Origin of the sequence: Bradyrhizobium cosmicum (assembly GCF_032290525.1) — a bacterium.
GTDB classification, from domain to species: domain Bacteria; phylum Pseudomonadota; class Alphaproteobacteria; order Rhizobiales; family Xanthobacteraceae; genus Bradyrhizobium; species Bradyrhizobium cosmicum_A.
This window is the reverse complement of the sequence record NZ_JASXTA010000002.1, coordinates 419,527-434,454: the sequence shown is the minus strand read 5'-3', so window position 1 is coordinate 434,454 and position 14,928 is coordinate 419,527. Positions and strand designations below refer to the sequence as shown.

13 protein-coding genes and 1 pseudogene are annotated in these 14,928 nt (G+C 66.2%); 5 read left to right on the top strand and 9 right to left on the bottom strand.

Annotation, left to right across the window (positions count from 1 at the left end; genetic code table 11):
- Positions 1–4 precede the first annotated feature (4 nt).
- Positions 5–1,170: pseudogene (locus QSV46_RS05790) on the top strand (ABC transporter substrate-binding protein).
- On the opposite strand, the gene QSV46_RS05785 reads toward QSV46_RS05790, so the two are convergent.
- The 4 genes from QSV46_RS05785 to QSV46_RS05770 form a co-directional block, all read right to left on the bottom strand.
- Positions 1,167–2,144: a hydroxyacid dehydrogenase gene (locus QSV46_RS05785; protein WP_314947712.1), complete on the bottom strand. Its 978-nt coding sequence runs from the start codon at positions 2,142–2,144 to the stop codon at positions 1,167–1,169. The pseudogene QSV46_RS05790 and the gene QSV46_RS05785 sit on opposite strands and share 4 nt — an antisense overlap.
- Positions 2,145–2,156: 12 nt before the next feature.
- A complete protein-coding gene (locus QSV46_RS05780) occupies positions 2,157–4,010 on the bottom strand; it encodes a TRAP transporter large permease subunit (protein WP_314947710.1) in 1,854 nt (617 codons plus the stop codon).
- 7 nt (positions 4,011–4,017) lie between these two features.
- On the bottom strand, positions 4,018–5,049 hold the full coding sequence (locus QSV46_RS05775) for a TRAP transporter substrate-binding protein (protein ID WP_314947707.1): 1,032 nt from the start codon (positions 5,047–5,049) through the stop codon (positions 4,018–4,020).
- Between the two features lie 356 nt (positions 5,050–5,405).
- Positions 5,406–5,849, bottom strand: a complete 444-nt coding sequence (locus QSV46_RS05770; RefSeq protein ID WP_314947705.1) for a DoxX family protein — start codon at positions 5,847–5,849, stop codon at positions 5,406–5,408.
- Between the two features lie 96 nt (positions 5,850–5,945).
- Here QSV46_RS05770 and QSV46_RS05765 point away from each other — a divergent pair, with 96 nt between their 5' ends.
- The 3 genes from QSV46_RS05765 to QSV46_RS05755 all read left to right on the top strand — a co-directional run bounded on the left by QSV46_RS05765 (position 5,946) and on the right by QSV46_RS05755 (position 10,369).
- Positions 5,946–6,866, top strand: a complete 921-nt coding sequence (locus QSV46_RS05765) for a LysR family transcriptional regulator (protein ID WP_314947704.1) — start codon at positions 5,946–5,948, stop codon at positions 6,864–6,866.
- A gap of 146 nt (positions 6,867–7,012) precedes the next feature.
- Positions 7,013–8,491, top strand: coding sequence for a caspase family protein (locus QSV46_RS05760; protein WP_314947703.1), 1,479 nt, complete (start codon positions 7,013–7,015; stop codon positions 8,489–8,491).
- A gap of 183 nt (positions 8,492–8,674) precedes the next feature.
- Positions 8,675–10,369: a SulP family inorganic anion transporter gene (locus QSV46_RS05755; RefSeq protein ID WP_314947700.1), complete on the top strand. Its 1,695-nt coding sequence runs from the start codon at positions 8,675–8,677 to the stop codon at positions 10,367–10,369.
- Positions 10,370–10,548: 179 nt separating this feature from the next.
- Here QSV46_RS05755 and QSV46_RS05750 read toward each other — a convergent pair whose 3' ends face one another.
- The 4 genes from QSV46_RS05750 to QSV46_RS05735 all read right to left on the bottom strand — a co-directional run bounded on the left by QSV46_RS05750 (position 10,549) and on the right by QSV46_RS05735 (position 13,877).
- On the bottom strand, positions 10,549–10,911 hold the full coding sequence (locus tag QSV46_RS05750; RefSeq protein WP_314947699.1) for a hypothetical protein: 363 nt from the start codon (positions 10,909–10,911) through the stop codon (positions 10,549–10,551).
- 118 nt (positions 10,912–11,029) lie between these two features.
- Positions 11,030–11,980, bottom strand: coding sequence for a Spy/CpxP family protein refolding chaperone (locus QSV46_RS05745; RefSeq protein WP_314947696.1), 951 nt, complete (start codon positions 11,978–11,980; stop codon positions 11,030–11,032).
- A gap of 59 nt (positions 11,981–12,039) precedes the next feature.
- A complete protein-coding gene (locus QSV46_RS05740) occupies positions 12,040–12,351 on the bottom strand; it encodes a hypothetical protein (RefSeq protein WP_314947694.1) in 312 nt (103 codons plus the stop codon).
- A 101-nt stretch (positions 12,352–12,452) separates the two neighbouring features.
- Positions 12,453–13,877: an FAD-binding oxidoreductase gene (locus QSV46_RS05735; protein ID WP_314947691.1), complete on the bottom strand. Its 1,425-nt coding sequence runs from the start codon at positions 13,875–13,877 to the stop codon at positions 12,453–12,455.
- A gap of 85 nt (positions 13,878–13,962) precedes the next feature.
- On the opposite strand from QSV46_RS05735, the gene QSV46_RS05730 reads away from it, so the two are divergent.
- Entirely contained in the window at positions 13,963–14,457 is a 495-nt protein-coding gene (locus QSV46_RS05730) for a thioesterase family protein (protein WP_314947689.1), read from the top strand.
- A 61-nt stretch (positions 14,458–14,518) separates the two neighbouring features.
- Here the strand turns inward: QSV46_RS05730 and QSV46_RS05725 are convergent, their stop codons facing one another.
- Positions 14,519–14,692 carry a DUF1328 domain-containing protein gene (locus QSV46_RS05725; protein WP_008556598.1) on the bottom strand — a complete coding sequence of 58 codons (174 nt, stop codon included), beginning with the start codon at positions 14,690–14,692 and terminating at the stop codon, positions 14,519–14,521.
- Positions 14,693–14,928: the final 236 nt, after the last annotated feature.

The window sequence follows — 14,928 nt, the reverse complement described above, 5'->3', positions numbered from 1 at the left end:
CCTCATGACACGATCGCCTTTCGCGACATGCGTCGCCTTGACCATCGCATTGCTCGCCGCAGCGAAGCTTCCAGCGAGAGGCGACGAGGCCGGCGTCAGCGACGATGCGATCCTGTTCGGCCAGGCCGCCGCGCTCGAAGGCCCCTCCTCGGCGCTCGGACAGCGGATGCGGCAAGGCATCGTCGCGGCGTTCACCGAGATCAACGCCAAGGGCGGCGTCCATGGCCGCAAGCTCCAGCTCGTCAGCCGCGACGACGGCTACGATCCCGATCGTTCGGTGGCACAGACGCTGCGGCTGATCGAGGACGAGAAGGTGTTCGCGCTGATCGGTGCGGTGGGCACGCCGACCGCGATGGCGACCATCCCGATCACCAGCGCGAGGAACGTGCCGTTCATCGGTCCGTTCAGCGGCGCCGAATTCCTGCGCGACCTCGAACTTGCCAACGTCGTCAACATCCGCGGCAGCTACGCTGCGGAGGCCGAGGTGTGGATCAAGCACCTCACCGAGGATCGCCACTTCACCCGCATCGGCATCTTCTACCAGGACGATTCCTTCGGCCGCGATGGTCTTGCCGGCGTCAAGCGCGCGCTCGCCAGCCGCGGCCTCGAGCTCGCCGCCGAAGGCACCTTCGAGCGCAACACCCGCGCGGTCGGCGGTGCCTGGCGCGCGATCAAGCGCGCCGAGCCCGAGGCCATCGTCATGGTCGGAACCTACGGTCCCTGCGCGGAGTTCATCAAGCTCGCGCGCCGCAGCGGCGCTCGTCCGACCTTCGTCAATATCTCCTTCGTCGGCGCCAATGCGCTCGCCAGGGAGCTCGGCCCCGAGGGCGAAGGCGTCATCGTCTCCCAGGTCGTGCCGTTCCCCTGGGATCGCTCGCAAAAGCTCGTCGCCGACTACCAGGCGGCGCAGAAGGCGTTCGACCCGACGCTGACACCGGACTTCGTATCGCTCGAAGGCTATCTCTCCGGCCGCCTCGCGGCCTCGGCGCTGGAGCAGGCCGGACCGCAGCCGACGCGCGCGAGCCTCCTGCGCGCCACCACGAGGTCGGCCGCTTCGACATCAGCGGCAACGTCGTCACGGTCGGCATCCGCGCGATCGAGGTGCCGCCGAAGGTGTTCTTGACGGTGATCCAGAAGGACGGAACGTTCAGGGCGGTGGATCGACTTTAGGGCCGCCGCGTCCAGCGGTCGGCGTTAACGGCACCAGGCGGAACCTCGCCTTTGACGATCGCGGCCACCTGCCGCACAGTTTCCAGCGACTGATATTCGATCGCCTGCGGCGTCAGCCCGCCGACATGCGGCGTCGCGACGATGTTGGGCAGCTTCGCAAGCTCGGGGCTCGGCATCTGGTCGGGCGCGCGGCCGACATCCATCGCAGCACCGGCGATGCGGCCTTCGAGCAGTGCCCGTGCCAACGCGGATTCGTCGACGAGATTGCCGCGGGAGAGATTGATGAAGACGGCGTGCTTCTGCATGCGGGCCAGCGCCGCCTCGCCGATCAGATTCTCGGTCTGCTCGTTGGCGATCGCGAGGCAGACCACATAGTCCGATGCGGCCAGAAGCTCGTCGAGACCGGTCTGCCGGATCGCAGCGTCGCTGACGGTCGCGAAGGGATCGGTCACCAGCACCTCCATGCGCAGCACTTTTGCGATCTCGGCGAGGTACCGCCCGATGCTGCCATAACCGATGATGCCGATCCGGCTGCCGGCGAGCTGACGGCCCATCCGCGCCTCCGGCTCGCGGCCGGCGTGGTAGTCCGCCGTGGTCCGCGAGACGCCGCGGGAAAGATCGACCATGAAGCCGAGCGCGAGTTCGGCGACGGCCTGCACGAAGCCTGGACCGGCGCGGGTCACGAGCACGCCAGCCGCTGATGCCGCATCGACATCGACGTTGCGGATGTCGACGGCGCAGCGGACGAAGGCACGCAGGCGCGGCAGTTGCGCAAAGATCTCGCCGCGGCCTTCGGTCATGCGATCGGCGACGATGATGTCGACGTCCTTTGCGGCGCGCACGAGGCCGGCTGCATCAAGCGTTTGTTCGCTCTCATGCAGGATCACCTCGACGGCCGCGCGCAGGCCATTGAGGCTGCGATCGCCGTAATAATTGCGCCGCATCTCCGGCGTGTGGGCCAGCAGGACTTTCATGACGATGCTCCGTCAGTAGCGGAATGCCCGCGGCAGCGCGGTCGAGAGCCATGGCACGAAGGCGATGACGAGCAGGCAGACGAACAACAGGCCGAGATAGCCCATGATCGGCTTCACCGTCTGCTCGATCGGCACGTTGCCGATCAGGCACGCGCCATAGAGCCCGAGCCCGAGCGGCGGTGCGAACAGGCCGATGCCCATCGCGATGACCAGCACCACGCCGAAATGCAGCGGATCGATGCCGAGCTGCACGGCCACCGGCAGCAGCAGCGGCCCGAAGATGATCAGCGCGGCGGCGCCCTCCAGCACCGAGCCCATCACGATCAGCACCGCGATCGCGAGCAGCATGAACAGCCAGACGCCCGAGGTCTTGGACAGCCCCAGCATGAAATCGCCGACCGCATGCGGCACCTGCTGCAAGGTCAGCGTGAACGCCAGCGACTGCGCGGCAGCGACGATGAACAGTACGAGCCCCGCGCGCGTCGCTCCCTGGACGAAGCTGTGCGCGGCCGATTTGAAGGTGAGCTCGCGGAACACCACACTGCCGACGACGAGCGCATAGGCCACGGCGAAGGCCGAGATTTCGGTCGCCGTGGCAAAGCCGCTCTTGAAGCCGAAGAAGATCATGAAGATGAGGCCGAACGAGGCGATCGCACCGCTCCACAAGCCCGATACCGGCATCTGCGGCTCGATCTCCTCGGCCGCGGCGGGGCGCTTGCCGAACATGATCGAGACCGCGATCAGGACCAGCGCCATCAGCGCCGCCGGCAGGAGCCCTGCGACGAACAGGCCGCCGATCGACAGGTTGGCGACGAAGCCGAGGATGATGAGGTTGATGCAGGGCGGAATGGTCTCCGCCATCACCGCGGATGCCGCGAGCAGCGCCACCGCGCCGCCGGGGTTCTGCTTCGAACGCCGCGCCGCCGGGATCAGCACGGAGCCGACTGCGGCGACATCGGCCATCTTCGAGCCCGAGATGCCCGAGAACAGCACCATCGAGGCCACCATCACGACGTTGAGACCGCCGCGCATGCGCCCGACCGCGCGCTGCAACAGCTCGATGAGGCGCACCGACATGCCGTTGGCTTCCATGAGGTAGCCGACGAGAATGAAGAACGGGATCGCGAGCAGCACGAAATTGTCGATGCCGCGCGCCATCTGCTGGGCGAAGATCACGCCGGGCAGCGCGCCCTCGACCCAGATGAAAATGAGCGCGGCCAGCGCCAGCGCGAAGCCGATCGGCAAGCCGCCGAACAGGGTCGCAAAGAAGCCGATCAGCATCAGCGTGCCCGCCGACGGCACCGTGGAGGGCGAGAGGTAATCCCAGGCCAGATACAGGCCGGTCACGATCGCGACTGCAATGAGGCCCCTGACGATGTCAGGGAGCGGCCTTGCGCAGAGCTGGTCGATCGCGAACACCGTCATGAACAGCGCGCCGAGGCCCATCGGGTAGAAGGTCAGCTCCAGCGGCAGGCCCGATCCGGTGGTCTGGCCGGCCGTCAATGATCCCAGCTTGATGGCGTTGTAGGCGACATAGCCGGAGATCAGCACGACGAGCACGGCACTCGCGGCATCGACCGGCGCGCGCAGCCGCGGAGGCAGCAGGTCGCGGAAGAAGGACACGCCGACATTCTCGCCGCGCGCGAGCGCGCTCGCCGCACCGAAGAAGGCCGAGCCGACCATCAATCCGCGCGCGACGTCATCCGACCATTCGACCGGCGCATTGAAGAAGAAGCGCAGCAGCACGGAACCGCAGACGACGACCAGATCGGCAGCCAGCAGGATGGCGGCGATCGCGTCGCTCAGGCGCAGCAGCAGCGCGATGCTCCCGTGGCGGCCGCCCGAGAGGGATACGGCGGCTGTCATTGCCATTTCAGGCCTGCGTAGCGCGGATGATGTCGATCACGGCCTTGCTCTCCGGCCGCGCCTTGATGAAGTTGTCGTGCTGCGGCGCCACGCGCTTCCTGAACGCCTCGCGGTCGCATTCGGCGACCGTCACGCCCTTCTCGGTCAAGGCCGCCAGCGCCTCCTTCTCGACCGCAAGCCCGTGAGCACGCGTGTCGGCAGCCGCCTTCTTCGCGGCGTCGAGAAAGCCCTCGCGCAGCTTCGGATCCATGCGGTTGTAGGTCATGTCGCTGAAGTAGACGGCGAGCGGCGAAAAGTTGTGCTGCGTCAGCCCATAGAATTTCGCCGTCTCGAAGAACTTGCTGGCCAGGATCGTCGGCGGATCGTGCTCCAGCCCGTCGAGCACGCCGGCCTGCAACGCCGTGTAGATTTCGCCGAATGCCAGCGGCGTCGCGGCCGCGCCCATCAGGCGCAGGCACTCGGTGATGACGGGATTTGGCAGCGTGCGGATCTTGAGGCCGGCGAGATCCTCCGGCGTCTTCACCGGCTTCTTCGCCAGGACGCTACGCGAGCCGAAATTGTAGGCCCAGGCGATGATGCGAATGTTGCCGCCCTTGAGCAGCGCGTCCTCGATCGGCTTGGCGGCGCCGGACTCGAAGGCCTTGGTCTGCTGCGGGAAGCTCGAGAACAGAAAGCCGAGGTCGAAGGTGCCGACCAGCGGCACCAGATTGGCCGAGATCGAGGAGCCCGACACCATGAGGTCGATGACGCCGAGCTTCACCGAATTGATGACGTCGATCTCCTGCCCGAGCTGGTTGTCCGGGAAGAAGGCGACCTCGACCTGCTCACCGAGGCCGTTGCCCTTCAGGTTCTTGACGAGATTGTCGTAATAGACGCGGCCGTTGGCGAATTTCGGATCGTTCGGCAGCGAGGAGGAGCATTTCAGCTTCAGCGTCGCAGCTTCGGCGCGGCCGATGATGGCGGGGGAGAGCACGATGCCGGCGGTGACCGCCGCCGATGACTTGATGAACGCGCGGCGGTTCACGGGCACGATGGTCATGGCGCGGTCTCTCCCCAATTATTTTTGTTCGCCGCGGTCGTTGCCGCAGCCTGTTGCGCAGACTGTATGGCCAAAGCGATGGCACAGGCAAGGGTGCGGCCGCGCTGCAGCGATGGCGCGTGAAGCAGGCGCTTCGGCAGAGACCGCAGCGGAACGCCTGTATTTATCGGTGTTTTCGTTCACGCCGCACGGCAGCGACAGGGGCCGCCATGCTGGATTGACGCGGATCGATCCAATTCAGGTATGGATCAATGCCGAACGCAGATTGATGGGGTACGCAGATTGATGGGGTACAAAGCAAAGCACGCCGCAGGATTGTGATCCCGCGGCGTTTGCGTTCGGTAGATGCCGAGACCTCAGCGCGAATGCGCGCCGCTGAGCTGGCCGCTTGCAGCCGCGACATCGCGCGACGGACGCAGCGCGTAGGCGCCGTCGCCGAGCAGGGCCTGCGCCGCGAGCGCGATCGTCCAGAAGGCGGGGAATTCCCAGCCGCCCTTCGGATTGGTGAAGAAGAAGCCGGCGGCGCCGTGCACGGTGAAGATCGCGCCGAGCAGGATCGGGATGCCGGCCAACGCCGCATAGCGGGTCCAGACGCCGAGGATCAGCGCGACGCCGCTGAGGACTTCGACGGTCATGATGAGATAGGCGAGCTCGGGCGGGAAGCCGAGGCTGCCGAAGAACTTTGCGGTGCCGGCGGGAGTGAACACGAACAGCTTCAAGCTGGCATGGGCGAGGAACAGCGCACCCAGCGTCACGCGCAGCGCCAGCGCGGCGTAGGGAGCGGTACGGGAATCGATCATGGCGGTCTCCTTTGCTGTACCGCGCTATGATCTATTCCCATTCAAATGATAATCGGCTATCTTGGAGTTATACCTCACACCTACAGAGTGAAGTTGATGCTCGACCGGCTGACCAGCCTGGAAGTGTTCGCCAAGGTGGCGGCGATTGGCAGCCTATCGGGTGCGGCCCGGGCCCTGGGCCTGTCGCAGACCATGGTGACGAAGCATGTCGCCGCGCTCGAGGCGCGCCTCGGAACAAAACTGTTCCATCGCACCACGCGCCGGCTCTCCATCACAGAGGCGGGACGGAGCTATCTGGAATCCTCCGAACGCATTCTCACCGACATGGAGGCCGCCGACGCCGCGGTCGCGCGCGAACGCGTCGAGCCGCGCGGGCTGCTCCGGGTCAACGTCCCCGTTGTGTTCGGCACGCGGCAGATCGCGCCTGCGATCGCGGAATTCTCGGCAGCCCATCCCGAGGTTTCCGTCGAGCTCGGCCTCAACGACCGCCTCGTCGATCTCGCCGAGGAAGGCTGGGATCTCGCGATCCGTATCGGCAAGCTGCGCGATTCCAGCATGGTGGCGCGACGCCTCGCGCCGAACCGCATGGTCGTTTGCGCGGCGCCTTCATACCTGGCGAAGCACGGCACCCCGCGCAGCGTCGCCGACCTCGCCGCTCACAACTGTCTCGGCTACACGCTCTCGCAACAGGCCAGCGCGGCGGAATGGCTGTTCGGCGTCGACGGCGAGATCCGCGTCCAGGTCAGCGGCACCTTGCGCGCCAACAATGGCGATGCGCTACGCGCCGCGACGCTGGCGGGCCTCGGCCTCGCGCGACAGCCGACCTTCATCATCGCCGACGATCTGCGCGCCGGTACGCTGGTCGCGCTTCCGCTCGACCAGCCCGAGATCCAGACCTCGGCGGTGCATGCGGTCTACCTGCCCGACCGCCGTCCGCCGGCGAAGGTGCGCGCCTTCATCGACTTTCTTGCCGCACATTTTGCGCCCGCCCCGCCCTGGGATCGCGGACTGCCGTGACACGGCGCACGGCCTGGCGCTGGCTGCGGCAGATCCCCTGCCCCATTTTGCCGCGGCTCGATGCGTGATCCAGCGCACAGACGGCGTCATGGCGGACACGTAGAAAAGATGACATCATCGTGCGCATTGCCGATGGAGGTGACATCATGCGCCGTCCAGCCCTTTCCAATTTGTTCCTTGCTTCCGGTCTCCTTGCGCTCACGCAATTGATGACGCCGACCGATGCCGCCGCCGAAGCCCGGCTCGCGCTGGTGATCGGCCAATCGGCCTATCGCACCGTGCCGGAGCTGCCCAACGCCGCCAACGATGCCAAGGGCATGACGGAGCTGCTCGGCAATGCCGGCTTCACCGTCACCACGGCAGCCAATCTGGCGCAGAACGAGATGCGCGCGGCGATCTCGGATTTCGCCGGCAAGGTCAGCGCCAGCGGCGCCGACACCGTCGCGTTGGTGTTCTACGCCGGCCACGGCCTCCAGATCGACGGCGAGAACTATCTGGTGCCGGTCGACCTCGATCCCAAGCGCGAGGCCGACATTCCGCTGCAGGGCGTGCGGCTGAACGATTTGCTCAACACGCTCGGCGCGCTGCCGACAAAGGCGCGCATCTTCATGCTGGACGCCTGCCGCAACAACCCATTCCCGGCGCTCAGGGGCGCCGGCCACGGACTCGCGATCGTCGACACCAAGGCGGGCGCGCCCGGCTCCTTCATCTCCTATTCGACCTCGCCCGGCGCGGAGGCCGAAGATGGCAGCGGCATCGACAGTCCGTACACCACTGCGGCGCTGACCGTCGCCAAGCAGCCCAATCTGCCGATCGAGGAAGTCTTCAAGCGCATCCGCATTTCCGTGGCGCAATCGACCGACGGCCGGCAGATCCCCTGGGAGAGCTCGTCGCTGACGACCGACTTCAGGTTCTTCGGCGGCGAGAGCAGCGGCGGTTCGCCGCCTCTTCCCGGCGCATCGTCGATGGCGCTGGCCGGCGGCACGCGCAGCGTCGAGGACTGGCGCCGGGACCTGCAGGGCAAGCCGGCCATGGTCGCCTACGAGCTCGTGATCACCGACGACACCGTACCGGCCTATCAGGCCTATATCGAGTTGTATGCCCAGGACACCCGCACGCCCCGCTTGCGCACCGTGCTGGAACGGCGACGGCAGATGCTGGCATGGGAGCGCGCGACCGCAATCAACACCCGCGCCTCGTTCGAGGCTTATCTGGCGAACTGGGACAACAGCGACCTCGCCGCAACTGCGCGCAGGCTGCTGCTCCGCGTCCAGAACCGCAATTACGGCGTGCCCGTCGCGGCTGCTGCGACGCCCGCCCCGGTCGCCGTCGCGATGGCACCGACCTGCCCGTGCTCAACACCGTCGATGCCGGCAACGCCGGTCAACCCGACGGTGGTGCCCATCATCAAGAAGCGCGTCGACGACACGCCGCCGAAGCGCAAGGTGGTCGAGACGCCTCCGAAGCGCCGGCCTGCTCCTCCGCCGGAGGAAGTGGTCTACGAGCGTGCGCCGCCCCCCGGACCGTCGCCTGCGGCCGTAGGTATTGGCATCGGGATTGGTCTGGGCATGGGCATGGGTCACGGCGGCTACGGACGCGGCGACAATTATCGCAGTCGGTACTGAGGCGATCTCACGAGATACGGAGGACAAATATGTCCTCCGTCATTGCGAGCCACCGGGTCCGCGCGAAGCGCGGACCCGGTGGCTCGCAATGACGACGTGCGTAGAGAAATTGCGTCTGCCGCTTTCCCATACGGAAATGCTGTAGGCTTATCAGCTGACAGCCCGTCCGGGGATTTCTCATCGATGCCGCACGACCCTCACGCGAAGCATGCATGGCCGCTATTCCGCTCGCTCGCCTCCTACTCGCTGCCCGGCGACCTCATGGCGGGACTGACCCTGGCGGCGATTGCGATCCCCGAGCAGATGGCGACCGCGCGGCTCGGCGGGTTCGCGCCGCAGATCGGCTTCTTCGCCTTCATGGCGGGCTCGCTCGGTTTCGCTCTGCTCGGCGGCAACCGCTTCCTGTCCTGCGGCGCCGACTCCACGATCATGCCGATCCTCGCCGGCGGGCTTGCGGCGCTCGCGGCAGCCGGCTCGCCTGACTATCACGGCCTTGCGATTGCGCTGTCGCTGATGGTCGGCGCGATGATGCTCGTTGGAGGCGCCTTTCGCCTCGGCGGCATCGCCAACCTGTTGTCGGTGCCGGTCATGGTCGGCTTCCTCGCCGGCATCTCCGTCCACATCATCGTCTCGCAACTGCCCGGCGTGCTCGGGCTTCAATCGCCAAGCGGGCCGACGCTCGACCGCATCGGCGCGCTCGCCACCGAGCTCGGCCGGGCCAATCCCATCACGCTGTGCATCGGCCTCGGTGTGCTGGCCGTGGTCTTCATCTCGGAGACGATCAGCGCAAAAATTCCCGGTGCGCTGATCGGGCTCGTCGGCGCGACGCTGACCACGATCGCGCTCGGCCTCGAGAGCAAGGGCGTCAACGTCGTCGGCAGCGTGCCCGGCACGCTGCCGCGGCCGACCTTCCCCGAACTCGCGCCGGAGCAATGGGTGGGCCTGGTACCGCTCGCCTTCGTGATCACGGTCGTGGTGATGGTGCAGACCGCGGCGACAACGCGATCGTTCCCGTCCGATCCCGACAAGCCTGCCGATGTCGACCGCGACTTCCTCGGCACGGGTGCCGGCAGCGTCTTGTCCGGCCTGTTCGGCGCCTTTCCCGTCAACGCCAGCCCGCCGCGGACGGGAATCGTCGCGGAGACCGGCGGACAATCGCAGCTCGCGGGCCTTGCCGCCGCGGCAATGGTGCTGGCGCTGCTTGCCTTCGGGACGGGACTTCTGCAGCACGTGCCGGACGCCGCCCTCGGCGGCATCCTGCTGTTCGTGGCGCTGCGCATCATCCGCGTCAAGCAGATCGTCACGATCTATCGCCAGTCCCCAAGCGAATTCCTGCTGATCGTCGCGACCGCCGCGCTGATCATCGTGCTGCCGATCCAGCAGGGCGCGTTCCTGGGCATCGTGTTGTCGCTGCTGCACGGCATCTGGAGCACCATGCGCGCCAGGCTCGTCGAGTTCGAGCGCGTGCCGGGCACCACGATCTGGTGGCCGGCGCATCCACACATCAAAGGCGAGCGCATCGCCGGCGTCATCGTGATCGGGCTCCAGGCGCCGCTGTCCTTCCTCAACGCACCCGATTTTCGCAACGACGTGACCAAGGTGCTCGGCAGCGGGACGCCGCAGCTCCTCGTGCTGGAAGCGAGCGGCATGGTCGAGATCGACTTCACCGCCGCGCAGATTTTGCTCGATATCTTCAAGGCGTGCAGTAAGCAGGGCGTTACGGTCGCACTGGCACGCCTGGAATCGGTGCGCGCGCAGGCCGCGTTCGAACGCTTCAGATTGTTCGACGCGCTGCCGAGAGAGCACGTCTTCCACAGCGTCGATGAGGCGGTGCGAGCACTGGCGAAGAGCAATCACATGGTCACTCCGTCATCCTGAGGGGCTCCGGTTGAGACGCGAACGCGTCGCAAGCGGAGCCTCGAAGGATGATACGGCCACCATGCAGCCGGGCCGTCGTCCTTCGAAGCTCCCCATGCGGCGCTTTGCGCCCCATGGCTCGCGCCTCAGGATGACGGTGATAGATAGGCATGTCGTCGCAATGGGACAGCAACGAACGCTCACTGCACCAACGTCGGATGATCCCGCTGCACCGTTTCGCGAATCCAGCTGGCGTGGATCGCCCGAAACAGGACCTGCGCGGTCCTGATGTCGTTCGCTGTCATGCAGAGATCGACAATGCGATGGACCGCGTCGTCGCGCATCAGGTCGTCGGAAATCTTCATCGCGATTTCCATCGCGACCTTCGCCGCGCGCTCGTAGCGTTCGCTTTCCCGCTTGTCGTTACGCGCCGAACCCGCAGCGCTCACGGCCGCAGCCTCACAGATCGCACGGATACGCTCGGCGGCCTCGATGTCGCCGAGCGGTCCGTCGATCGCCTCATCCCAGACGTCCTGTCGCGTCTTGCGCGCGAACAACTTCATCGCCCCGCCATCCGTGGTCTGCTAGCCGCCGCATTGTCGCGCTTCAACTGCGTCCAGCATAGAGAACCATAGTGAGATCGGCGAGGCGGTTTTTCCGCCACGGCTTTTTGCGACGCGTTCAGGACGTCCGGCGCGGCCCGATCGCCTCGAACTGCGCCTTCTGCTCGTCGGTCAAATTGGCATAGAAATCCTCGAGCGCCGCGCGCACCGATTTGACGCCGTCCAGCATCACGTCGAGCCGCTTGCGGACCGCGGCCATGCGCGCCGGCGGCGTCATCACGTCGCCGGGCTGGCATGCCGCCTTGAGCGCATCTTTGACCCTGGCGCTGGTGTCCTGAAGCACTTGCAGAGCAGCACGCTGGGTCTCGCTGGGATGGAGCCTCGCGTCGATCTCGGCGGCGGGCCAATCGAGTCCACCAGGCGCACCGCAATTTTGGACCAGAGATCCACCGGCATTGTTGGAAGCTGCCGCGCGACGCTGATCCTCAGCCAGCGCGTTGAAGCGCGCCTTCTGCTCGTCGGTGAGCGCTCCATAGAATGTGTCGAGCGCCGGTTGCACCAGCTCGACGGCCTTTTCCATCGCCTCGATCCGCTGCTGCATCGCCGCCAGACGACCGGGCGCCGTAGCCGCGACTTGCGTCGGGCATGACGCGCGGATGATTGCCGCCGCCTGGATCGAGGCATTGCCGAGCGCGTCCAGACTTGCTCCTTGCGCTTCCGTCGGCTGCACCGCGGCTGCGATCTGGTCGATCGGCAGGCCGGTGATCTCGCGGCGGTCGCTGCCGCAGAGCTGATCGAGCGGAGCGCTTCGCGCCTGCCGTCGTCCCTGCGGACGTTGCGGCAGATAGGCCGAGAGGCGATCATAGCCATAGGGGCCGAACATGCCGGCATAGATGTCGGGATAGCCGTAGCCCCAGAAGCCGAGTCCGTCGCCCCAGATCGTGTAGTCGTAGAGGTCGTTGTAGGCGAACGGCCAGAACAGCGGCCCGACCCAGCCGTAGCCGCCACCCGCATGTTGCCACCATCCGCTGCTTGCGCCGCCCCAACCGGCCAGTGCGGCCGCAGTCACGATCTGGGCGCGCGCCGCCGGGTTGCTGATCAGCCGACCGTTGCGGAACGCGCTGGAGTTCAGGCATTGCGAAAGCTCGCCGGCCGGATCGCCGCATTGCGGATCTGACCGAAATTGGCGCCGCCGCGTCGGGCGTGGGTCGTGAACCGCCCGGCGCGATGATGCCCGCCATGCGCATGCCCGCGGCCGTGACCGCGGAAATGGCCGCCGCCGTGGTGACCACCTCCGTGGTGACCACCGCCATGCCCGCCTCCATGACCACCGCCATGACCGCCGCCATGACCGCCGCCATGGCCGCCTTTCGCCAGCGCCGCTCCCGCCAGCATGCAGGCAAATGCCAGCGCGGCAATTCCAATGACCGGTCGCACCATTGTACCCTCCCGCGCAGAATCCTGCCATTGAGGCGTCGGAACTGGCGGGAATTGGAACCGACAGGACTGCCGAAAGTTCCCGGTCGTTAGCCGCTCAGATTCTATGCCTGCGGCACGATCTTGCCGGGGTTGAAGATGTTGAGCGGATCGAGCGCCTTCTTCAGCGCCCGCATCGCGTCCAGCGCCTCAGGCCCGAGCTCGGCCTCGAGATACTTCTGCTTGCCCTGGCCGATGCCGTGCTCGCCAGTGCAGGTGCCGTCCATCGCCTGCGCCCGCTCGACCAGGCGATGCATGAATTCCTCGCCGCGCGCCATCTCGTCGGCATCGTTGGTGTCACACACCAGCGAGCAATGGAAATTGCCGTCACCGACATGACCGACGATCGGCGACAGCAGGTTGAGACGCTTGAGATCCTCCTCGGTCTCGCTAACGCACTCGGCAAGCCGCGAGATCGGCACGCAGACGTCGGTCGCGACCACGCCGATACTATCGCCGGGCCGCAGCGCCTTCACCGACCAGTAGGCATCGTGCCGCGCCTGCCAGAGTTTGGTGCGATCCTCCGGCCTGGTGGTCCAGGAGAAATCGCCGCCGCCGCAGTCCTTTGCGATCTCGCCGAAGGCCTTGGATTGCTCGCCGACCTCGATCTCGCTGCCGTGGAATTCCATCAGCAGCAGCGGGGTCTCGGGCAGCGTCAGCTTCGAATAGGCGTTGCAGGCCTTCACTTGCGCAGCATTGAGCAGCTCGATACGCGCGACGGGAATGCCGGTCTGGATCGCCAGGATCACGGCCTGACACGCCCCGTGTACGGTCTCGAACGACACCGCGCCGGCCGCGATCGTCTCGGGGATGCCGCGCAGACGAATGGTCAGCTCCGAGATGATGCCGAGCGTGCCTTCGGCGCCAACGAACAGATGCGTCAGGTCGTAGCCGGCGGATGATTTCTTGGCGCGCGTGCCTGTGGTGATGATCTCGCCGTCGCCGCGCACCACCTTCAGCGCCAGCACGCTGTCGCGCATGGTGCCGTAGCGCACCGCATTGGTGCCCGAGGCGCGGGTCGAGGCCATGCCGCCGAGTGACGCATCCGCGCCGGGATCGATCGGGAAAAACAGCCCCTGGTCGCGCAAATGCTCGTTGAGCGCCTTGCGGGTGACGCCGGGCTGGATCACGCAGTCGAGATCCTCGGCATGCACCGCCAGCACCTTGTTCATGTCGCGCAGGTCGATCGAGATGCCACCGGCGGGCGCGTTGACCTGGCCCTCGAGCGAGGTGCCGGTGCCGAAGGCGATAACGGGCACGCGATTGTGCGCGCAAATCCGCACCACGTCCTGGATGTCGGCGGTCTCCTGCGCCATCACCACGCCATCCGGCGGCTGGTTGACGATCCATGTGGTGGTATGGCCGTGCTGCTCGCGCACGGCCTGCGAGGTGATGAGGCGGTTGCCGAAGCGTGCGGCAAGCTGCTCCAGCGCGCTCGCGAGGATTTTCGGCTCGACCCGCGGCGGATTATTGGTGATGGTGGTGCCCACGGAAATTCCTCCGACAGAAGGAACGTGGCAAAGGACATCTCACCGGTCAAGTCAAGCGACCGGACGCATAGCTGGGGAAGGACACATGCCAGAGACTGCCACCGCCGAGCCGTTCCGCGCCTCGATCATGCAGATCGAGCCGCAATGGATCGACTATAACGGCCATCTCAACATGGCCTATTACAACGTGATGTTCGACCGGGCGATCGACGAGCTCTGGCTCGAGCTCGGGATGGGGCCCGCTTACAAGAAAGAGCGCCACGGCTCGACGTTCACCGCCGAATGCCATGTGCGGTATTTGCGCGAAATCCACCTCGGCGATCCCGTGCAGATCTTCGTCTGGCTGCTTGAAGCCGACGACAAGCGGCTGCACACGTTCGAAGAGATGCGGCATGCCACCGAAGGATGGCTGTCGGCGACCTCCGAAAACATGTCGCTGCACATGGACATGAGTGCGCGCCGCGTCGCGCCGTTTCCGCCCGACGTCCAGCAGCGCATTTCAGGAATCGCCAAGTCTCACAGCGCCGTGCCGCGGCCCGAGGGCATCGGCCGGAACGTGGCGATGCCCTCGAAGCGGTAGCGCACGATCCGGAAAAGCGTGAAGCGGTTTTCCGGTTAGATCATGCGTCGTCAAGACCGCGCTATATCCTGTTGCGGCCCCTGGCGAGGCCGACCACGGCCGAGACCAGGAACAGGACGACGGCGATGAAGAAGATGATCTTGGCGATCTCGATCGAAGCACCGGCGATGCCGCCGAAGCCCAGGATGCCAGCGATCAGTGCGATAACCAGAAACGTCACAACCCAGCCAAGCATGGTCAAATCCTCGTCTTGATGTCTGTCTGCGTTCGGCGCGGCTGCCGCGCCGCCTGACCAGACAATCTCGACGCGGAAACGATGGTTCCGTGGCGTGCGGGAACGAAATTCGCGCCGGCGTCAGGAACAAAAATGACCTGCGGCGCACGTGGAAAACCTGTTCCGGCCGCCCCATATAGGCACCAATCCCTGTTAAGAAGGCTCCCTTCCGCCACCCCGCGGTGCCATCGTGGGGC